Origin of the sequence: Streptomyces sp. NPDC090499, assembly GCF_044769305.1 — a bacterium.
GTDB lineage: Bacteria > Actinomycetota > Actinomycetes > Streptomycetales > Streptomycetaceae > Streptomyces.
This window is the reverse complement of record NZ_JBIVXP010000005.1, coordinates 377,567-396,636: the sequence shown is the minus strand read 5'-3', so window position 1 is coordinate 396,636 and position 19,070 is coordinate 377,567. Positions and strand designations below refer to the sequence as shown.

The 19,070-nt window shown below is 71.3% G+C and carries 17 protein-coding genes; 3 read left to right on the top strand and 14 right to left on the bottom strand.

Annotation, left to right across the window (positions count from 1 at the left end):
* The first annotated feature begins 12 nt into the window (after positions 1-12).
* Positions 13-1,434 carry a lipase maturation factor family protein gene (locus tag ACIQVL_RS21045; protein WP_403476059.1) on the top strand — a complete coding sequence of 474 codons (1,422 nt, stop codon included), beginning with the start codon at positions 13-15 and terminating at the stop codon, positions 1,432-1,434.
* On the opposite strand, the gene ACIQVL_RS21040 is transcribed toward ACIQVL_RS21045, so the two are convergent.
* The 8 genes from ACIQVL_RS21040 to ACIQVL_RS21005 are packed head-to-tail and all read right to left on the bottom strand — an operon-like array spanning position 1,422 to position 9,165.
* Complete coding sequence (locus tag ACIQVL_RS21040) at positions 1,422-2,252, bottom strand: amidohydrolase family protein (RefSeq protein ID WP_403476058.1); 831 nt, start codon at positions 2,250-2,252, stop codon at positions 1,422-1,424. The genes ACIQVL_RS21045 and ACIQVL_RS21040 overlap by 13 nt on opposite strands.
* Positions 2,249-2,452: a hypothetical protein gene (locus ACIQVL_RS21035; RefSeq protein WP_403476057.1), complete on the bottom strand. Its 204-nt coding sequence runs from the start codon at positions 2,450-2,452 to the stop codon at positions 2,249-2,251. Before ACIQVL_RS21035 ends, ACIQVL_RS21040 begins: the two co-directional genes overlap by 4 nt.
* On the bottom strand, positions 2,449-3,435 hold the full coding sequence (locus ACIQVL_RS21030; RefSeq protein WP_403476056.1) for an aldo/keto reductase: 987 nt from the start codon (positions 3,433-3,435) through the stop codon (positions 2,449-2,451). The genes ACIQVL_RS21035 and ACIQVL_RS21030 overlap by 4 nt, the downstream gene beginning before the upstream one ends.
* Positions 3,432-4,187, bottom strand: a complete 756-nt coding sequence (locus tag ACIQVL_RS21025) for an SDR family NAD(P)-dependent oxidoreductase (protein WP_403476055.1) — start codon at positions 4,185-4,187, stop codon at positions 3,432-3,434. Before ACIQVL_RS21025 ends, ACIQVL_RS21030 begins: the two co-directional genes overlap by 4 nt.
* Positions 4,184-5,524, bottom strand: coding sequence for an L-fuconate dehydratase (locus tag ACIQVL_RS21020; protein WP_403440126.1), 1,341 nt, complete (start codon positions 5,522-5,524; stop codon positions 4,184-4,186). The genes ACIQVL_RS21025 and ACIQVL_RS21020 overlap by 4 nt, the downstream gene beginning before the upstream one ends.
* Positions 5,525-5,565: 41 nt before the next feature.
* On the bottom strand, positions 5,566-6,591 hold the full coding sequence (locus ACIQVL_RS21015) for an ABC transporter permease (RefSeq protein WP_403440127.1): 1,026 nt from the start codon (positions 6,589-6,591) through the stop codon (positions 5,566-5,568).
* Complete coding sequence (locus ACIQVL_RS21010) at positions 6,584-8,098, bottom strand: sugar ABC transporter ATP-binding protein (RefSeq protein WP_403440129.1); 1,515 nt, start codon at positions 8,096-8,098, stop codon at positions 6,584-6,586. The genes ACIQVL_RS21015 and ACIQVL_RS21010 overlap by 8 nt, the downstream gene beginning before the upstream one ends.
* Positions 8,095-9,165 (bottom strand): sugar ABC transporter substrate-binding protein, encoded by a 1,071-nt coding sequence (locus tag ACIQVL_RS21005; protein ID WP_403440130.1) that lies wholly within the window; start codon positions 9,163-9,165, stop codon positions 8,095-8,097. Before ACIQVL_RS21005 ends, ACIQVL_RS21010 begins: the two co-directional genes overlap by 4 nt.
* A gap of 164 nt (positions 9,166-9,329) precedes the next feature.
* On the opposite strand from ACIQVL_RS21005, the gene ACIQVL_RS21000 reads away from it, so the two are divergent.
* Positions 9,330-10,031 (top strand): FadR/GntR family transcriptional regulator, encoded by a 702-nt coding sequence (locus ACIQVL_RS21000; protein ID WP_403440131.1) that lies wholly within the window; start codon positions 9,330-9,332, stop codon positions 10,029-10,031.
* Positions 10,032-10,100: 69 nt separating this feature from the next.
* Here ACIQVL_RS21000 and ACIQVL_RS20995 read toward each other — a convergent pair whose 3' ends face one another.
* From ACIQVL_RS20995 to ACIQVL_RS20970, 6 genes are read right to left on the bottom strand one after another with little or no spacing between them, the layout of a single operon-like run.
* Positions 10,101-13,109 (bottom strand): alpha-mannosidase, encoded by a 3,009-nt coding sequence (locus ACIQVL_RS20995; protein WP_403476054.1) that lies wholly within the window; start codon positions 13,107-13,109, stop codon positions 10,101-10,103.
* 28 nt (positions 13,110-13,137) lie between these two features.
* Positions 13,138-13,401, bottom strand: coding sequence for a hypothetical protein (locus tag ACIQVL_RS20990; protein ID WP_403440135.1), 264 nt, complete (start codon positions 13,399-13,401; stop codon positions 13,138-13,140).
* Positions 13,398-14,645 carry a glycosyl hydrolase gene (locus ACIQVL_RS20985; RefSeq protein ID WP_403476053.1) on the bottom strand — a complete coding sequence of 416 codons (1,248 nt, stop codon included), beginning with the start codon at positions 14,643-14,645 and terminating at the stop codon, positions 13,398-13,400. The genes ACIQVL_RS20990 and ACIQVL_RS20985 overlap by 4 nt, the downstream gene beginning before the upstream one ends.
* Positions 14,646-14,675: 30 nt before the next feature.
* On the bottom strand, positions 14,676-15,575 hold the full coding sequence (locus ACIQVL_RS20980; RefSeq protein WP_403476052.1) for a carbohydrate ABC transporter permease: 900 nt from the start codon (positions 15,573-15,575) through the stop codon (positions 14,676-14,678).
* Entirely contained in the window at positions 15,572-16,459 is an 888-nt protein-coding gene (locus tag ACIQVL_RS20975; RefSeq protein WP_403476051.1) for a carbohydrate ABC transporter permease, read from the bottom strand. The genes ACIQVL_RS20980 and ACIQVL_RS20975 overlap by 4 nt, the downstream gene beginning before the upstream one ends.
* A 7-nt stretch (positions 16,460-16,466) precedes the next feature.
* The gene (locus ACIQVL_RS20970; protein WP_403476050.1) at positions 16,467-17,759 is read right to left on the bottom strand and encodes an ABC transporter substrate-binding protein; all 1,293 of its coding nucleotides are present in this window, start codon (positions 17,757-17,759) and stop codon (positions 16,467-16,469) included.
* Between the two features lie 264 nt (positions 17,760-18,023).
* Here ACIQVL_RS20970 and ACIQVL_RS20965 point away from each other — a divergent pair, with 264 nt between their 5' ends.
* Complete coding sequence (locus ACIQVL_RS20965; protein WP_403476218.1) at positions 18,024-19,049, top strand: LacI family DNA-binding transcriptional regulator; 1,026 nt, start codon at positions 18,024-18,026, stop codon at positions 19,047-19,049.
* Positions 19,050-19,070: the final 21 nt, after the last annotated feature.

The following is a 19,070-nucleotide window of genomic DNA, read 5'->3' as shown; positions in this document are numbered from 1 at the left end:
GAGCGCACGGCCGTGGACTGGTTCACCGATCCCGGGTACTGGGTGAGCCGGCTGGTCTTCCAGCGGGCTCTGGCCGGCGTGTACCTCGTCGCGTTCCTGACGGCGGCACTGCAGTTCCGGGCCCTGCTCGGCGAGCGCGGGATGCTGCCCGTGCCGAGGTACGTCGCCCGCGTACCCTTCCGGCGGGCGCCGAGCCTGTTCCAGCTGCGCTACTCGGACCGTCTCTTCGCGGGCTGCGCGTGGGCGGGCTGTGCGGTGTCGGCGGCGCTGCTGGCGGGCGCGGACTCCGAACTCCCGCTGTGGGCCGCGATGGTGCTGTGGCTGGTCCCCTGGGCGCTGTACCTCTCGATCGTCAACGTCGGCCAGACCTGGTACGCGTTCGGCTGGGAGTCGCTGCTCCTGGAGACCGGCTTCCTCGCCGTCTTCCTGGGCAACGACGAGGTTGCCCCGCCGGTGGTCGTGCTCTTCCTGCTGCGCTGGATCCTGTTCCGGGTGGAGTTCGGGGCGGGGCTGATCAAGATGCGCGGGGACGCCTGCTGGCGCAAGCTCACCTGTCTGCACTACCACCACGAGACGCAGCCGATGCCGGGCCCGCTGAGCTGGTTCTTCCACCATCTGCCGGGGCCGGTGCACAAGGCGGAGGTGGCCGCGAACCACGTCACCCAGCTGCTGGTCCCCTTCCTGCTGTTCACCCCGCAGCCGATCGCGACGGCGGCCGCGTCCCTGATGATCCTCACCCAGCTGTGGCTGGTGGCCTCCGGGAACTTCTCCTGGCTGAACTGGATCACCATCGTGCTGGCCCTGTCCGCCCTCCGGCTGCCCACGGACCGCACCGCCGCGCCGCCCACCCCCCTCTGGTACGAGGTGGTGGTCCTCGCCGTGGCCGCGCTGCTCCTCTTCCTGAGCTACCACCCGGTGGTGAACATGGTCTCCCGCCGCCAGGTCATGAACCGCTCCTTCGACCCGCTCCACCTGGTCAACACCTACGGCGCGTTCGGCAGCGTCAGCCGGATCCGCTACGAGGTGGTGGTCGAGGGCACCCTGGACGCCGCCCCGCGCGAGGAATCGGAGTGGCGGGAGTACGAGTTCAGGGGCAAGCCGGGCGATCCCCGGCACTGGCCGCGCCAGTTCGCGCCCTACCACCTCCGCCTGGACTGGCTGATGTGGTTCGCCGCCCTCTCCCCCGCCTACGCCGGGGACTGGTTCGGCGGACTGGTCGAGCGCCTCCTGGAGAACGACCGGGACACACTCCGGCTGCTGCGCCGCTCCCCCTTCCCGCCCGACCAGCCCCCGCGCTTCGTCCGCGCCCGCCTCTTCCGCTACCGCTACACCACCTGGCGGGAGCTTCGGGAGACGGGCGCGTGCTGGGAGCGGACGTACGTACGGGAGTTCCTGCCGCCGACCCGGCTGGCGGGGACGGCTCAGAGGCCGTAGACCCGGGCGGCGGTGGTCTCGAAGACGGCGGTGCGGTCGGCCGGGGGGACCAACCGGTGCGCCGCGTCGTGGACTTCTCCGTAGGTGCCGGCCAGGACGCACACCGGCCAGTCCGAGCCGAACATCAGGCGGTCGGGGCCGAAGGCGTCCAGGACCGTCTCGGCGTACGGGCGCAGCTCGTCGACGGTCCAGGACGCGGGGTCGGCCTCCGTGACCATGCCGGAGAGCTTGCAGACGGTGTTGGGCCTTGCGGCGAGGGCGCGGACGGCGGTGGCCCAGGGTTCGAGGGTGCCGGACGCGATGGCGGGCTTGCCCAGGTGGTCGAGGACGAAGGTCAGCTCCGGGTGGGACTCGGCGGCCTTGACGGCGGCCGGCAGCTGGTGGGCCTGGACGATGAGGTCGTAGACCAGGCCCGCGTCGGCGAGCGCGGCCAGGCCCCGGGCGACGTCCGGGCGCAGCAGCCACTCCGGGTCGGGTTCGCCCTGGACCTGGTGGCGGATGCCCTTCAGGTAGGCGCCGCCGGGGAGTTCGCGCAGGCGGGCGAGTTCGTCGGCGACGTCCGGGCGGGTCAGGTCGGTCCAGCCGACGACTCCGGCGACCAGGTCGTGGGCGTCGGCGAGGGCGAGGAACTCGGGGGTCTCCTCGGGGACGGTGATCGTCTGGACGAGCACCGTGCGGGTGATCCCGGCGGCCGCCGCCTCGGGTTCGAGGTCCTCGACGGTGAAGTTCCTTCTGAGCGGCTGGAGTTCGGGGCCGGTGATCCAGTCCTGGTCCCGTACCGAGAGATCCCAGACGTGGTGGTGGGCGTCGATCGTCATGGCAGCTCCCATACGACGGGCAGGCCGGCCTCCCAGCCCGCCTCGGAGTAGTCGTGGACGACGTCGAGAAGCCCGGCCATCCGCGCCCGCCAGGCCACGTTGGCCGGGGGCTTCTCCGGTTCGGCGGGGGCCTCGCGGTGGGCGGACTCGTACGCGGGGATGCGGTCGGCCCGGACCCTGGTGTGCGGGGCGACCCTCATGACCGGTCCGCCGTGGGTACGGGGGCGTCGGCCGGCAGCAGGCCGGTGGCGTGCAGCTCCTGCCAGAAGGCGGCGGGGACGTGCGTGGCGAACTGCTCGGCCCCGTCGGTGATCTCGGCCGCCGAGCGGGCCCCGACCAGGACGCTCGCCACGGCCGGGTGCGCCGCGCAGAAGGCGAGGGCGGCGGCGCGCAGGGTGGTCCCGTGGTCCTCGGCGAGCGCCTTGAGGCGCAGGGCGCGGGCGAGCAGTTCGCCGGAGACCTGGGCGTAGTTGTAGGTGGCGTCCGGCTTCGGGTCGGCCAGCAGACCGGAGTTGAAGGCGCCGCCGATCACCACCGAGGTACCGCGCTCCTCGGCCGCGGGGAGGAGGCCGGCGAGGGCGCTCTGGTCGAGGAGGGTGTAGCGGCCGGCGCACAGCACCACGTCGACGTCGGTGTCGCGGACGAACCGGGTGAGCATGGCCGTCTGGTTCATGCCGGCGCCGATCGCGCCCACGATCCCCTCGGCGCGGAGCTTCTCCAGGGCCGGGTAGCCCTCGCGGAAGGCTTCTTCGGCGTGGTCGTCGGGGTCGTGCAGGTAGACGACGTCGACCCGGTCGAGGCCGAGCCGCTCCAGGCTGGCCTCCAGGGTGCGGCGGATGCCGTCGGCGGTGAAGTCCCAGACCCGGCGCAGGGTGTCGGGCACGGCGAAGCCGTGGGCGAGGTCGTCGCCGTCGCCGGGCCCCGGTTCCAGGCGGCGGCCGACCTTGGTGGAGAGGGCGTACGCGTCCCGGTCGTACCGGCGCAGGGCCTCGCCCAGCCGTCGCTCGGACAGCCCCAGGCCGTAGTGCGGGGCGGTGTCGAAGTAGCGGATGCCCTGCTGCCAGGCGGCGGTGACGGTGTCGTACGCCTGCTGGTCGGGGAGTTCGGTGTACAGGTTGCCGATCACGGCGGCGCCGAGGCCCAGCGGGCTGACCCGGACGCCGCTGCGGCCCAGCGCGTTCACTGGCCCACCGGCCGCAGCCTGAGGCCCTGCATGCCGCCGTCGACGGCGAGGGAGGTGCCGGTGGTGGCGCCGGAGAGCGGGCTCGCCAGGTAGGCGATGGCACCGGCGACCTCGGCTGCGGAGACCAGGCGCCCGGAGGGCTGGCGGGCCTCCAGGGCGGCGCGCTCGGCGGCCGGGTCGGACGCCTTGTCCAGGAGGCGGCCCACCCAGGGGGTGTCGGCCGTGCCGGGGTTGACGCAGTTGACGCGGATCCCCTCGCGGACGTGGTCGGCGGCCATGGCCAGGGTGAGGGAGTACACGGCGCCCTTGGTGGCGCTGTACAGGGCGCGTTGCGGCAGGCCCGCGGTGGCGGCGATGGAGCAGGTGTTGACGATCGCCGCGTGCGCGGAGCGGCGCAGGTGCGGCAGGGCGGCGCGGGCGGTGCGGACCATGCCGAGGACGTTGACGTCGAAGACGCGGCGCCACTCGTCGTCGTCGTTGTCCTCGACCGTGCCCTGGGCACCGATGCCCGCGTTGTTGACCAGGACGTCGAGGCCGCCCAGTGCTTCCACGGCGCTCGCCACGGCCGCCCGCACGGACGCGTCGTCGGTGACGTCGGCCTGGAAGCCGAGCAGCGGCTTCTCGACGGCGGACGGGTCGAGGTCGAGGACGGCGACCTGGGCACCGCGTTCGGCGAACAGCTCGGCGGTGGCCCGCCCGATCCCGGAGGCGCCGCCGGTGACCAGGGCCCTCAGACCCTCGAAGTCGGTCATGCCGCCTGTCCCTTCTGTGTTTCGGGGTCGGCGGCCCAGAAGGTGCCGCCGGGATAGGTGTACTCCGCGACGGACTCCGGCCGCAGGGCGGCCGAGAAGCCCGGTGCGGTGGGTGCCGCGTAGTGACCATCGCGGATCACCACCGGATCGCGGAAGTGGTCGTGCAGATGGTCGACGTACTCGATGACCCGGTCCTCGGCGGTGCCGGAGACCGCCAGGTAGTCGAACATCGAGAGGTGCTGGACGAGTTCGCACAGTCCGACCCCGCCCGCGTGCGGGCAGACCGGGACCCCGAACTTGGCGGCCAGCAGCAGGATGGCGAGGTTCTCGTTGACGCCGCCCACCCGGGCCGCGTCGATCTGGACGATGTCGATGGCACCGGCCTGGAGCAGCTGTTTGAAGACGATCCGGTTCTGGACGTGCTCGCCGGTGGCCACCTTGACCGGGGCGACCGCGCGGCGGATCGCCGCGTGGCCGAGGATGTCGTCGGGGCTGGTGGGCTCCTCGATCCAGTACGGGTCGAACTCGGCGAGGGCCTGGGTCCAGCGGATCGCCTCGTCGACGTTCCAGCGCTGGTTGGCGTCGATGGCCATGCGGATGTCCGGGCCGACGACCTGGCGGGCGACCCGGCAGCGCCTGATGTCGTCGTCCAGGTCCGCGCCGACCTTCAGCTTGATCTGCTGGAACCCGTCGGCGACCGCCTGGGCGGCGAGCCGGGTGAGCTTCTCGTCGTCGTAGCCGAGCCAGCCGGCCGAGGTGGTGTAGGCGGGGAAGCCGCGGTCGAGGAGGCGGGCCCGCCGCTCCTCGGCGCCTTCCCGGCCCTGCTGGAGGATGGCCAGGGCCTCCTGGGGGGTGAGGGCGTCGGTCAGGTAGCGGAAGTCGATCTGCCGGACGAGCCACTCGGGGTCGGCGTCGGCGAGCAGCTGCCACAGCGGCTTGCCGGCGCGGCGGGCGGCGAGGTCCCAGACGGCGTTGACGACCGCGCCGATCGCCATGTGCATCACGCCCTTCTCGGGGCCGAGCCAGCGCAGCTGGCTGTCGCCGATCAGGTCCCGGTAGACGGAGCCGGGGTCGGCGCAGACCTCGTCGACCGGGCGGCCGAGCACATGGTTCCGCAGCGCGTCGATCGCGGCGACCTGGACGTCGTTGCCCCGCCCGATGGTGAACGTGAACCCGTGCCCGTCGTGCCCGTCGCCCGCGTCGGTGCGCAGCACGACATAGGCCGCCGAGTAGTCGGGGTCCGGGTTCATCGCGTCGGAGCCGTCGAGCTCGCGCGAGGTGGGGAAGCGGATGTCGTAGGTGTGGACCGCGGTGATGCGGGCGGGGCTCGGGGACACGGATTGCCTTTCCTTCGGGGGGAGTGCGGGACGCGGACCGGTCAGTCCTGGGCCCGTCCCGTGGTGACACGGGCGATCATGAGGGCGACCAGGATGATGCCGCCGTAGATGGCCTGGATCCAGAACGACGGCACCTGCGCCAGGGTGAGCAGGTTCTGCACGACGCCCAGAAGGAGTACGCCGGTCAGGGCGCCGAACATGGTGCCCTTGCCGCCGTCCAGGCTGATGCCGCCGATCACCGCCGCGGCGAAGACCGTGAAGATCATGTTGTTGCCCTGGTTGGCGCTGATCGCGCCCACGTACCCGGTCTGCATGATCCCCCCGACGGAGGCGAGGACCCCGGCCACCACGAACACCCCGAGCATCACCCGGTCGACGCGGATACCGGCGGCGCGGGCCGCGTCGGCGTTGCCGCCGATGGCGTACAGCGCACGGCCGACGCGGTGGTACTTCAGCACGAGGCCGGTGACCGCGAAGGCGGCCGCGGCCAGCCACACCGACATGGGGACGCTGAGGAACGTGCTGGTGGCCAGGGTGAAGAAGCTGTCGGGCATCCCGAACAGGGTCTTGCCCTTGGTGGCGCCGACCAGCACCCCGCGCAGCACGATCAGCATCGCCAGCGTCACGATGAACGCGTTGAGCTTGAACTTGACGACCAGGATGCCGTTGAAGGCACCGACCACCGCGCCGACGACCAGGATCGCCACCATGGCGAGGGCGGCGGGGAACTCCGTGCCCCAGCCGGACTCGGCCGACGGCAGCACGAGGAGGGCGCCGACGGCCGGCGCGATGCCGACGACCGACTCCAGCGAGAGGTCGAACTTGCCGGTGATCAGGACCAGCGACTCGGCGAGCACCACCATCGCGAGGGCGGCGGAGGCGCCGAGGATGGAGATCAGGTTGCGCTCGGTGAGGAACGAGTCGTTGACCACCGCGCCCAGCACCATCAGCAGCAACAGGGCCGGAACGAGGGCGAGTTCACGGGCCCGGCGCAGGATGACCGTGCGGGCCGCGCGCGGGTCCGGGGAGCGCACCGGGGTGAGCGGCGGGGCCTTGGTCTCAGCCATGGTCCACTCCTTCGGGCATGGAGTCCACTCCTTCTATGGAGGCGATCAGCTCGTGGTCGTGCCAGCCGGCCGGGTGTTCGGCGACGGTCCGGCCGTGGAAGAGGACGAGGACGCGGTCGCAGCGGCGCAGGTCGTCGAGTTCGTCGGAGACGACCAGCACGGCGGTGCCGTCCTCACGGGCGCTGTCCACGCGGGCCAGCAGCGACTCCTTGGACTTCACGTCGACGCCCGCGGTGGGGTTGACCAGGACCAGCAGCCGGGGTTCCGAGGCGAGGGCGCGGGCCATGACGACCTTCTGCGCGTTGCCGCCGGACAGGTCGGAGACGGGCTGGTCGGGGCCCTCGGCGTGGATGTCGAGGCGCTCGATCAGCCCGGCGGCGAAGCCCCGCTTGCGGTCGGTGCCGACGAACCCGCCGCGGCCGAGCCGGTCGAGGACGGTCATGGTGGCGTTGTCGCCGATGCTCATGCCGGCCACGAGTCCCTGGTCGTGCCGGTCACGGGGCACGAAGCCGACGCCCGCCCGGAGCGCGGCCCGCACGTCGCCGAACGGCAGCTGCCCGCCTTCCAGTTGCGCGGTCCCGCCGGTCGGGGTGCGCAACCCGGCGATGGTCTCGGCGAGTTCGATCTTGCCGCTGCCGCTGGTGCCGGCCAGGCCGAGGACCTCGCCGCTGCGGACGGTGAGGTCGATGCCGTCGTACGACTCCGAGGTGAGCCCGCTGACGCTGAGGACGACGGGCGCCCCGGCGGCCACCGCGTCCCGTGCCGCGAGTTCCTGCCGGGTCACGGCCTCCCCGGCCATCGCCTCCACCAGGGCGGCCCTGGGCAGGTCGGCGACGGGGGCGGTGACGATCCAGCGGGCGTCGCGGAGCACGGTGACGGTCTGGCAGACCTCGTAGACCTCCTGGAGGTGGTGCGAGATGAACAGGAAGGTCACGCCCGAGTCCTGGAGCGCCCGCATCCGGCTGAACAGCCGCTCGATCTCCCGGTTGTCGAGCTGGGCGGTCGGCTCGTCGAGGACGATGAACCGGGCGCCGAAGCTCAGCGCCCGTGCGATCTCGACCATCTGCCGGTCCTCGACCTTGAGGTCGGCGGTGCGTGCCTCGGGGTCGACGCGGACGTCCCAGGTGTCCAGGAGCGCGGCGGCTTCCTTGCGGAGTCGCCGCCAGCTGATGAAACCCCGGTGCAGGGGCTGCCGGTTGATGAAGAGGTTCTCGGCGACCGTCAGCTCCGGGACGACGGTCGGCTTCTGGTAGACGCAGGCGACCCTGCGCCGCCAGGCGTCCCGGTCGCCGAGCGCGGGCGCGGGTTCGCCGTCGAAGCGGACCGTGCCCTCGTCCGGGGCCTGGAGGCCGGTCAGGACGTTGACCAGGGTGGACTTGCCGGCGCCGTTGCGGCCGACGAGGGCGTGGGACTCGCCCGGCAGGACGGTGAGCCGGCCGTCGGCGAGGGCGACGGTGGGGCCGTACCGCTTGACGATGTCCCGGGCCTCAACGAGTGGCGTGATCATTTGACCGTGTTGCCCCACAGCTTCGGGTCGTCCACGTTGTCCTTGGTGACCAGCGGCGCGGGCAGCTGGTCCTCCAGGATGCCGCTGGGCAGCTTGACGATCGTGGAGTCGTGGTCGGTCGGGCCGGGCTTGAACGTCTTCCCCTCCATCGCCGCCTTGATGTAGTACATGCCGTACTTGGCGTAGGCGTCGGCGGGCTGGGAGACGGTCGCGTCGATCTGGCCCTTGCGGATGGCGTCGAACTCCTGCGGTATGCCGTCGTTGGAGACGATCACGATGTGCCCGCTCTGCCCGGCCGTCTTCAGCATCCCCTTGGACTTCAGGGTCTGCAGCGTCGGCGCGAGGTAGACACCGCCGGCCTGCATGTAGATGCCCTTGATGTCGGGGTTGGCGTTGAGCAGGGTGCCCAGCTGGGCGGCGGCCGTGTCGGACTCCCACTTGGCGGGGATCTCCAGGACCTTGAGCTTCGGGTACTTCTTCTTCACGCAGGAGCGGAACGCCTCGGAGCGGTCCCGGCCGTTGACCGAGGCGAGGTCGCCCATGATCTGCACGACCTTGCCGCTGGTGACGTGCTGGCCGAGGTAGTCGCAGGCCTTCTCGCCGTAGGCGACGTTGTCGGCGCGGACCACCATGGCGACCTTGCCCTTGTCGGGCGCCACGTCCACGGCGACCACCGGCACGCCCTTGCGCTCGGCCTGGTCGAGGCCCGCCTCGATGGCGGCGCTGTCGAGCGGGGCCACGACCAGCCCCTTCACGCCCTGGTTCAGCTCGTTGTTGATGTCGGTGATCTGCTGCGAGGGGTCGCTGTTGGAGTTGACCGTCTTCAGCGCGTCCACGCCCTCGGACTTCGCCATCTTGGGCACGTAGTCGTTGTACGACTGCCAGAACGGCGAGGTCAGCAGGGGCAGGATCACCCCGACCTTGCCGGTGCCGCCGCCTCCGGCGGTGCCGCTGCCGGTGTCCTTGGTGCTGCCGCAGGCGGCGAGCACGAGCGAGGCTCCGACGGCGACGGCCGTCACGGCGATGATCCGGGACCTGTTCCGCTTCCTCAGTGTTCTGCCGGGCATCTTGGCAGCTCCTCATCGAGCGTGTTCGAGCAGATGCCCGCATACTTATCAGACCACTCGGCTCCTTCAACACCCCACAGACGCGAATTTCCCGCCCAACGAGCCGTAGTGGTCGGACCACCTCGCTGGTTAGACTTCGGCGCACCGGCGACAGGAGGAGCGGTGTGGACGAGACGGCGCCACAGAAGGGCACGGTGACGCAGCGCGCCATCGAGCGGATCAAGGCGATGATCGCGGAGGGCCGCCTGGAGCCGGGCCAGCGGCTGCCGACCGAACGGGATCTCGCCGCCCAGCTGGGCATGTCCCGCAGCTCCATGCGCGAGGCGATCCGCGCGCTGACGGTCCTGGGCGTGCTGGAGGCCCGGCACGGCTCGGGCATCTACGTCACCCAGCTGGAGGCGGGTGACCTGCTGGAGACGTTCGGTGTGGTCGCCGACCTGTCACGCGGGCCGCAGCTGGTGGAGCTCCTGGAGGTGCGGCGGGTCCTCGAGTCGACGGCGACGGCGCTGGCCGCCGCACGGATCACGGCCGATCAGCTGGCCGAGGTGGAGAAGCACCTCACGGCGATGAACGCGACGGACGATCCCGAGGAGATCCTCGCGCACGACCTCGCGTTCCACCGGGTGATCGCGGGGGCCGCCGGGAACGACACGATGGCCGCGATTCTGGAGGGGCTGTCGTCGCGGACGTTCCGGGCGCGGGTGTGGCGGGGGTACGAGGAGGAGGGGGCGTTCGACAGGACGCGGCGGGAACATGCGGCGATCCACCGCGCCCTCGTCGCCCGGGATCCGGAGGCGGCGAGGGCTGCGGCGGCTGCGCATGTGGGTGAGGTGGAGGAGTGGCTGCGCGCGCAGCTGAGGGGGTAGGCCGTTGTGTTTGGGGTGCGGGTGCGTGGGGGCTGAGCGCGCAGTTCCCCGCGCCCCTGAAGGGGCGCTCTAACCTCGGCGGAGTCGCAAAGTCACCAACTCGAACGGGCGCAGACGCAATCCAACACTGTTGCCGACTTGTTCAGGCGTATCGGGGAGCGGGCGTTCCAAGAGGTCCGTCGCGGTGACATCCGCGACCTCGAAGCCCGCGGTCAACGAAGCGCGCGCCCTGCCGCCGTGAGCCTCGTGGAAGCGGACCACGACATCCCCGGTGCCGTCGTCCGCCAGCTTCACCGCTGTGATCACGACCGCGTCGTTGTCGACCGTGACCAGCGGGGCGACATCGCTCGCGCCGGTCAGCCGGCGCTCCGGCAGGTTGATCCGCCAGCCCTCCCGGACCGCGTTCGCGATGTCCGCGCCCGGTACCAGTGCGTGCCGGAAGCGGTGGATGCCCTGGTCGGTCTCGGGGTCGGGGAAGCGGGGGGCGCGCAGGAGTGAGGCGCGGACCGTGGTCGTCGTACCGCGGTCGCCGTCGGTGCGGACGCTGCGCGTGACGTCGTGGCCGTACGTCGAGTCGTTGACGAGCGCCACGCCCCAGCCCGGCTCGTCCAGGTGGACGAAGCGGTGGTTGCAGGCCTCGAACTTCGCGGCCTCCCACGAGGTGTTGGTGTGGGTCGGGCGGTGGAAGTGTCCGAACTGGGTCTCCGACGCGTACCGTTCCGCGTGCACGTCCAGCGGGAAGGCCAGCTTCAGGAACTTCTCCGTCTCGTGCCAGTCGACCTCCGTGTCGATCAGCAGCCGGCGCTCCCCCGGCGGCAGGGACAGCACCTGGGTGACCCGGGACGAGCCGAAGGACCGGACGACCCGGACGCCCTCCGCGACCGCCGTCAGCTCGTCGGTCTGTGTGAGGTCCGTGACCGCGTTGCGGTAGAAGGCGTCGACGTCCCAGGCGTCCCACATGTTCGGGAAGTCCGGGTGGAGCTGGAGCAGGTTGGCGGCCGTGCCGGGGGCGATGGTCTCGCGGTCGGCGTCGAGGTCGTAGGCGGAGACGACGAGGCCGCGGGCGTCGATCTCGATGCGCAGCAGGCCGTTGGCGAGGACGTGTCCGCCTTCGGGCCGGTCCGACACGGTCACCTCGCCGGACCGCTGCTCCTGTGCCGCGCCGCCGGCGGGGACGCCGCCGCGGCTGTGCGGGGCCGCGTTGAACAGCAGCGGCCGGTCGCCCTCCCCCGCCAGCGCCCGCTGGGCCGCGTCGATGATCCCGGTGAGTTCGGCCGCGATCCGCTGGTAGGTCGCCCGCGCCTCGCGGTGCACCCAGGCGATCGAGGAACCGGGCAGGATGTCGTGGAACTGGTGGAGCAGGACCGTCTTCCAGATCCGGTCCAAGTCCTCGTAGGGGTAGGGGAACCCAGTGCGTACGGCCGCCGTCGCGGCCCACAGTTCGGCCTCGCGCAGGAGGTGTTCGCTGCGCCGGTTGCCCTGCTTCGTCTTCGCCTGGCTGGTGAGGGTGGCGCGGTGCAGTTCGAGGTAGAGCTCGCCGACCCAGACGGGCGGGTCGGGGTAATCGGCCTCGGCCTTGGCGAAGAACTGCTCCGGGGTCTCCCAGACGACCGTCGGTGAGCCCTCCAGGTCCCGCACCCGGGCCGCCTTGGCGACCATCTCCCGGGTGGTGCCGCCGCCTCCGTCGCCCCACCCGGTGGGTGCCAGGGAGTGCCGGGCGCGGCCCTTGTCCTTGAAGTTGCGGGCCGCGTGGGCGAGTTCGCCGCCCTTCATGGAGCAGTTGTAGGTGTCGACGGGCGGGAAGTGGGTGAAGATCCGGGTGCCGTCGATGCCCTCCCACTGGAAGGTGTGGTGCGGGAACCTGTTCGTCTGGGACCAGGAGATCTTCTGGGTGAGGAGGCGGGTCGAGCCGGCCGCCCTGATGATCTGCGGGAGCCCGGCCGCGAAGCCGAAGGTGTCCGGCAGCCACGCCTCGTCGTTCTCGATGCCGAACTCGTCGAGGAAGAACCGCTTGCCGTGCACGAACTGGCGGGCCATCGCCTCCGAACCCGGCATGTTGGTGTCCGACTCCACCCACATCCCGCCGGCCGGCACGAACCGCCCCTCGGCGACCGCCTTCTTCACCCGTGCCCACACCTCGGGCCGGTGCTCCTTCACCCAGGCCCACTGCTGGGCCTGGGACATGGCGAACACGAAGTCGGGCTCGTCCTCGATGAGGGCGGTCATGTTGGCCGTGGTGCGGGCCACCTTGCGGACCGTCTCGCGCAGCGGCCACAGCCACGCCGAGTCGATGTGCGCGTGCCCGACCGCGCTGATCCGGTGCGCGGACGGCACGGCGGGGGCGGCGAGGACCTCCGCCAGACACGAGCAGGCGCGGGCGGCCGTGCCGTTCACGTCCTGGAGGTCGACGGCGTCCAGGGCCCGCTCGACCGCGCGCAGGATCTCGTGGCGGCGCTGCGCGTCGGCCGGCAGCTCGGCCATCAGCTCGCCGAGCACCTCCAGGTCGACGACGAGCTGCCACACGGTCTCGTCGAAGACGGCGAGGTCCATCCGGGTGAGCGTGTACTGCGGTTCGTGCCCGGCGGTGTCCTTGTCGCCGAGCCAGGTGGGCCGGAACGGGTGGTAGTCGAGGATGACGGGGTTGGAGGCCGCCTCGACGTGCAGCCGGACCTGTTCGCCGCCCTCGGCGGGGGCGCCGACGCGGACCCACTGGTTGCGCGGGTTGAGGCCCTTCACCGGGGTGCCGTCGGGGCGGTAGACCAGGCCCTCGCACTGGAAGCCGGGCATGTTCTCGTCGAAGCCGAGGTCCAGGAGGGCCTCCACGGTCCGGCCGGCCCACTCCTCGGGGACGGTGCCGGTCACCCGGAACCAGGAGGTGCCCCACGGAGCACCCCACCGGGCGCCCACCGCGATCGGCTCGGGCTCGGCCGCGAGCCCCTCGTCGACCGGCACGGGCTCGCCGGGCGCGTGCCACACCGCGACGTCGAGCGGCACGGACTCGGGGTACACGGCGGGGCGGATGCGCTCGTCGAGAACGCGCCTCAGGCGGACTTCGACCAGGCTGCGGTCGTCATGCATGTGGGGTGCTCCGTTTGTTGGTTACCGGTTACCAGGTGTGCGTGACGGTGACGGGGTCCGACGAGGTGTACAGCTCCCCTACGGCACGCACTTCGAACCGTCCCGTCGTCTCTCCCTGCTCCGGCGGGAGGCCGGTCGGGAAATACGTCCGCCGGCCGGTGGCACCGGGGAAACGCCGGGTGCCGTCGGGAAGGAGGCGGTGCAGGGCGTAGTGGCGCACGGCACCGGGGGCCGCGCTCCGGGCGGGGCGCAGGTCTCCGCCGCCGGCCGGGGCACGTCTGCTGGGGTTCACGGGCGGGTGCCTCCTTGTGGGGTGGAGAGAACCTGTTCGGGGGTGACGACCTCGGTGATGCCGCGCGCGGTGAGATGGTCCCGGTCGGCCGCGCGGGTGTCGAGGACGGTGGTGGGGCGGGCGCCGTCGGCGGTGAGCCGGAACCAGGCGTCGAAGACCGGCCCGCCGGGGGCGTTCCGGGAGCGCAGGGCCGGGTCGGCGGGCACGACGAGCGCCGTCGAGCGCGGCCGGGCCGCCGCGGGCTCGGCCGCCGCGAGGACGTGGGCGATGTCCTTGGGCTTGCGGTCGTTGGTCAACAGGCCGAGCCCGTATTCGAGTTCGGGGAAGTCGGCGAGGCTCCGGCTGACGTCGTGGGAGCACCACCAGGTGATGCCCCACAGGTCGGGGCAGTCCAGGACCGCGGTGATCGTCGCCTCGGCGAAGGCGGCCGCGTGCTCGGCGGGGATCAGCGGCGCGGGGGCGCCCACCTCCTGGAGCCAGACGGGCCGGTGCGGGTCCTCGGCCCAGGCCTTGCTCAACTCGACGAGGTAGGCGGCGTGCTGCTCGGTCTGCAGGGCGGTGCGGCCGTGCCGCTGGGCGGTGCCGTCGAACACCCAGGAGTGCACGGCGGTGACGGCGCCGAGGCGGGCCGAGTGGGCGGGGGTGAAGGGCTGGTCGTCCTGGTACCAGGCGGCGTCGTAGGAGGCGTGCAGGTGCAGCGCGCCGGGGGCGCCCTCGGCGCAGGCGGCGAGCAGCCGGACGAGCCACTGTTCCGCGTCCGCCTCGCCGACCCGGTCGGGATCGGGGTGCGGTCCGGCGGCGAACTGGTTGACCTCGTTGCCGACGGTCATCCCGATGAAGTTGGGCCGGTCCGCGAGGGCCGCGGCGAGGGTGCGCAGGTAGGCGGCCTCGCCGCCGACGACCTGCGGGTCGGTGAAGAGGTTGCGGCGGTGCCAGGTGCGGGTCCAGGCGGGCAGGAAGTCGAAGCTGCTCAGGTGCCCCTGGAGGCCGTCGACGTTGACGTCCAGGCCGCGCTCGGCCGCCGCGTCGGCGAGGGCGACGAGCTGCTCCACCGCACGGGGGCGGATCAGGGTGCGGTCGGGCTGGAAGTAGGGCCACAGCGGGAAGACCCGGATGTGGTCGAGCCCCAGCGCGGCGATCGAGTCGAGGTCGGCGCGCACCGAGTCGAGATCGAAGTCGAGCCAGTGGTGGAACCACCCTTCGCTGGGGGTGTAGTTGACGCCGAAGCGCACGGCAGGAGGCATGCGTATCCCTATGCTGGCGATTGACGGGGTTCAGCCCTTGACGGCTCCCTCGCCGACGCCCCGGAAGAAGTACCGCTGGAGGCAGGCGAACAGGACGATGAGCGGGGCCACGGCGATCACGGTGCCGGCGGCGACGAGGCGTTCGTCGTTGGCGAAGGTGCCGTGCAGGTAGTTGAGGCCGATGGTGAGGGTGAACCTGGAGGGGTCGCTGAGCACGATGAGGGGCCACAGGAAGTCGTCCCAGGCGCCCATGAAGGCGAAGATCGCGACGACGGCGACGGTGCCCCTGACCGAGGGCAGGGCGATCCGCAGGAACCGCTGCCAGACGTTCGCGCCGTCGACGTAGGCCGCTTCCTCGATCTCGTAGGGCAGGTTGAGGAAGGCGTTGCGCATCAGCAGCACGTTCATGGCGCCGATCGAACCCGGCAGCACGACACCGATGAGGGTGTTGTTGAGGCCGAGTTCGCGCATGGTGGTGAACTGGGCGATGATGATGCCCTCCACCGGGACGAGCATCGCGAGGATGAAGACCAGGGTGGCGATCCGGCGGCCCCGGTAGCGCAGCCGGGCCAGGGCGTACCCGGCGAGTGCCGAGCCGACGCAGTTGGTGACGACGCTGGCGCTCGCGACCTTCAGGGAGTTGAGGGCGTAGTCCCAGACGGGGATGGTGTCGGCGACCCGCCGGTAGTTGTGCAGGGTGGGGTGTTGGGGCACGAAGCTGGGCGGCGAGCTGAAGATGTCCTCGGTGGGCCCCTTGAGCGAGGTGGACAGCTGCCACAGGAACGGGCCGACGGTGACGGCCAGGACGAGCAGCAACAGGGCGTAGCGCAGGACGAGTTCGCCGATCCGGATGCGGCGGCCGTGTTCGTCGGTGACGCGCGCCTCCTTCGCCGGGGGTGCGGTCCGCACGCGTTCCTCGGTGACGGTCATGTCCGATCCCTCCGGTCGGCGCGCAGCACGAGGAGCATCAGCACCACCGTCACCACGAAGACGACGACGGAGAGCGCCGAGGCGTAGCCGACCCGGCCGGTCAGTCCGGTGCCGGTCTGCTGGACGAGCATCACGAGGGTGGTGTCCTCGCCGGCCGGACCGCCGTCCGGGCCTGCCAGCAGGTAGACCTCGGAGAACGTCTTGAAGGCGGCGACCGAGGAGAGCGCGGCGACCAGCACCATGGTGGAGCGGACGGCGGGCACGGTGACGGTGAGGAAGCGCCGGACCGCCCCGGCGCCGTCCACGGCGGCGGCCTCGTGCAACTCGCGCGGCACGTTGGCGAGCGCCGCCAGATAAATGATCATGTAGTAGCCGAGGCCCTTCCAGACCGTGACCGCCATCGCGCTCAGCAGGAGCAGCCACTGGTCGCTGAGGAAGCCGACCCGGCCGATCCCGACGGTCTCGAGCAGGGAGTTGACCAGGCCGCGTTCGTCGAGCAGCCACACCCAGATGAGCCCGACCACGACGACCGAGGCGACCACCGGGGTGTAGAAGGCGGACCGAAAGAAGGTGATGCCGGGAATGTTCTTCTGCACCAGCAGGGCGAGCAGCAGCGGCAGCAGGACGAGGGCGGGGACCACTCCGACGATGTACAGGGTGCTGTTGCGCAGGCCGGTCCAGAACATGTCGTCGTGGATCAGTTCACGGAAGTTGGCGAGGCCGACGAAGCGGCCCGGGATCAGGGTGCGGCGGTCCGTGAAGGAGTTGACCACCGTCGAGACGAACGGGTAGAGCACGAAGGCGCCGACGAACAGCAGCCCGGGGGCGGCGAACAGCCAGGGACTGGTGGGCAGTTGGCGCCGCACGCGGGACACGTCGGCCATCGGGTCCTCAGCCCTCCTGCTGGAGCAGCCGGTCGCAGGCCTTGACAGCGTTGTCGAGGGCCGACTTGGGGCTCTCCTTGCCCTGCAGCGTCTTGGCGACCTCGTTGCGCAGTGCGGTCTTCATCTGGTCGCTGAACAGAACCGGTGTGTAGTTGACCGCGTTCTTCAGCGACTTGGCAGCGGCGATGCGCACCCGGGTCTCGTCGGTGCCGTCCTCCTTGGTGAAGTACGGGTCGTCGAGGGAGCCGGCGGTGCTGGGGAAGATGGCGACCTTCTTGGCGAAGGACATCTGGTTCTGCGCGTCGGTCACGAAGTGCGCGAAGGCGACGGCCGCCGCCGTGTGCTTGGTCCGGGAGTTGACCATCACGCCCATCACGTACATGTTGACGTGCCCGGTGCTGGTGATCTGGTCGGTGATGCCGATGTTCTTGTACAGGTTCGGCGCCTGCTTCTTGAAGTTGTCGAGGTCGAGGGCGCTGCCGGGGTTCATGGCGACGGCACCGGTGAGGAACTTCTTGCCGGTGGACTCGGGGGTCGCGGTGAGCGCCTGCGGGTCGAGCGCCTTGGCGTCGTACAACTCCTTGTACTTGGTGAGCAGTTCGACCCCCTTGGCATCGTTGAAGGCGAACCCGGTCCCCGCCTTGTTCATCAGCTGCGAGCCGTAGCGCCCGAAGTCCTCGATCGTCGGCACGTTGGCGAGGGTGGCGACCTTGCCGCCGCTCTGCTGCGCCGTCTTCAGCGCGTCCGCGAAGAGTTCGTCGTAGGTCTTCGGCGGCTGCTCCGGGTCGAGGCCGGCCTGCTTGAACAACGTCTTGTTGTAGAAGAGCGGCCCGGTGTTCAGGTACCAGGGGAAGGCGTACGTGCCGCTCGTCCCCGGTATCTGGTGGCTGGCCCAGGCGCCCGCCAGGTACTCGGGCTTGTACTTGGCCGCCGCCTTGTCCAGGTCGAGGGCGAGGCCCGCCTTGACGAGCGGGGCGACCAGGTCCGGGGAGACGTTGACGACGTCGGGGAGGGTGCCGCCGGCCGCGTCCGCGCTGATCTTGTCGGCGTAGCCCTCGGCCGGCTGGTCGATCCACTTCACATGGGTGCCGGGGTACTTCTTCTCGAAGTCCGCGACCAGGCCGTCGAAGTACGACTTGAAGTTCGCGCGCAGGTTCCAGGTCTGGAAGGTGATGTCACCCTCGACCTTGCCCGAGGCGTCGGTGGAACCGCCGTCGTCTCCGCCGGAACCGCAGGCGCTCAGCGGCAGGGCGAGGACGGCGGCAGCGGCGAGGGCGAAGGCTCTGCGGGAGATGCGCATGGTCCGTTGCTCCTTTGCAGCGGGGTGGGCCGAAGGTGCCGCGCCAGACCTTGCACGCCGTTTTACCGCCGCGTCAATGGATTCGGCGCAGCTAAAGTCATTAGTGACTCAAAACCCCTGCTCAGAAAGGTGTTACGAACGTATTGCCACGGATCGCTAATGCGCTTTAGGGTGTGGCGACTCAAGCGCATTAGCAGATCGCGGTCCCGAGCCGAATGAGGAAGTGAGTTGGCGGAGAAACGCAGCCCCACGCGCCGGCCGACGATGAAGGACGTCGCGCGCCGCGCCGGCGTCTCCGAGAGCGCGGTCTCCTTCGCGCTCAACGGCCGCCCCGGGGTCTCCGAGACGACCAGGGCCCGGGTCCAGCGGGTCGCCGAGCAGCTCGGCTGGCGCCCCAGCACGGCCGCCCGCGCCCTCTCCGGCGAGGGCGCGGCCACCGTCGGCTTCGTCCTCGCCCGCCCCGCGCACTCGCTCGGCGTGGACTCCTTCTTCCTGCAACTGGTCTCGGGCATCCAGGAGGTGCTCGCCGAGCGCCATCTCGGTCTGCTCTTCCAGATGGCGGAGGACGTGGCCGACGAGTGCGCGGTCTACCGGCGCTGGTGGGCCGAACACCGCGTCGACGGCGTCCTGGTCGTCGACCCCCGCGCCGACGACCCCCGCCCCGACCTCCTCGACGAACTCGGGCTGCCCGCCGTGGTGATCGGCGGCGCCCCCGACGAACGCCACCCCGAGCTGTCGACCGTCTGGGCCGACGACGCGGCCGCGATGGCCTCGGTGGTCGACGAGTTGACCCGGCTGGGCCACCGGCGCATCGTGCACATCGCAGGCCTGCCCGGCCTCGCGCACACCCAGCGCCGGATCCGCACCCTGCGCGCCGAGGCCGACCGCCGGGGCCTGTCCGAGGTCCACTCGGTCACCACCGACTACTCAGACGCCGAGGGCGCCGCCGTCACCCGCCGCGTCCTGCGCGCGACCCCACCCCCGACCGCCCTGATCTACGACAACGACGTGATGGCGGTGGCCGGGGTCGCGGCGGCGGCCGAACTCGGCTGCTCCGTCCCCGACGAGGTCTCCGTCGTCTCCTGGGAGGACTCGGCCCTGTGCCGCATGGTCAAGCCCTGGCTCTCCGCCCTCTCCCGCGACAGCACGGAGTTCGGCCGCACGGCAGCCCGGGAGCTGACCGCCCTGCTGGACGGCGGCTCGGCGCGGGCCGTGCGGGTGCCGGTGCCGCATCTGACGATCCGGGGCAGCACGGCACCGGCCGCTCGCTACGATGGACCGTCTGTCTGAGGGCTGTTACGGGGGAAGCAA

What these genes read in the sequence shown, in the direction of transcription:
- ACIQVL_RS21040 (WP_403476058.1), bottom strand. Translation starts at nt 2,252, where the DNA reads ATGACGATCGACGCCCACCACCACGTCTGGGATCTCTCGGTACGGGAC.
- ACIQVL_RS21035 (WP_403476057.1), bottom strand. Translation starts at nt 2,452, where the DNA reads ATGAGGGTCGCCCCGCACACCAGGGTCCGGGCCGACCGCATCCCCGCG.
- ACIQVL_RS21025 (WP_403476055.1), bottom strand. Translation starts at nt 4,187, where the DNA reads ATGACCGACTTCGAGGGTCTGAGGGCCCTGGTCACCGGCGGCGCCTCC.
- ACIQVL_RS21015 (WP_403440127.1), bottom strand. Translation starts at nt 6,591, where the DNA reads ATGGCTGAGACCAAGGCCCCGCCGCTCACCCCGGTGCGCTCCCCGGAC.
- ACIQVL_RS21010 (WP_403440129.1), bottom strand. Translation starts at nt 8,098, where the DNA reads ATGATCACGCCACTCGTTGAGGCCCGGGACATCGTCAAGCGGTACGGC.
- ACIQVL_RS21005 (WP_403440130.1), bottom strand. Translation starts at nt 9,165, where the DNA reads ATGCCCGGCAGAACACTGAGGAAGCGGAACAGGTCCCGGATCATCGCC.
- ACIQVL_RS20995 (WP_403476054.1), bottom strand. Translation starts at nt 13,109, where the DNA reads ATGCATGACGACCGCAGCCTGGTCGAAGTCCGCCTGAGGCGCGTTCTC.
- ACIQVL_RS20985 (WP_403476053.1), bottom strand. Translation starts at nt 14,645, where the DNA reads ATGCCTCCTGCCGTGCGCTTCGGCGTCAACTACACCCCCAGCGAAGGG.
- ACIQVL_RS20980 (WP_403476052.1), bottom strand. Translation starts at nt 15,575, where the DNA reads ATGACCGTCACCGAGGAACGCGTGCGGACCGCACCCCCGGCGAAGGAG.
- ACIQVL_RS20975 (WP_403476051.1), bottom strand. Translation starts at nt 16,459, where the DNA reads ATGGCCGACGTGTCCCGCGTGCGGCGCCAACTGCCCACCAGTCCCTGG.
- ACIQVL_RS20970 (WP_403476050.1), bottom strand. Translation starts at nt 17,759, where the DNA reads ATGCGCATCTCCCGCAGAGCCTTCGCCCTCGCCGCTGCCGCCGTCCTC.
- ACIQVL_RS20965 (WP_403476218.1), top strand. Translation starts at nt 18,024, where the DNA reads ATGAAGGACGTCGCGCGCCGCGCCGGCGTCTCCGAGAGCGCGGTCTCC.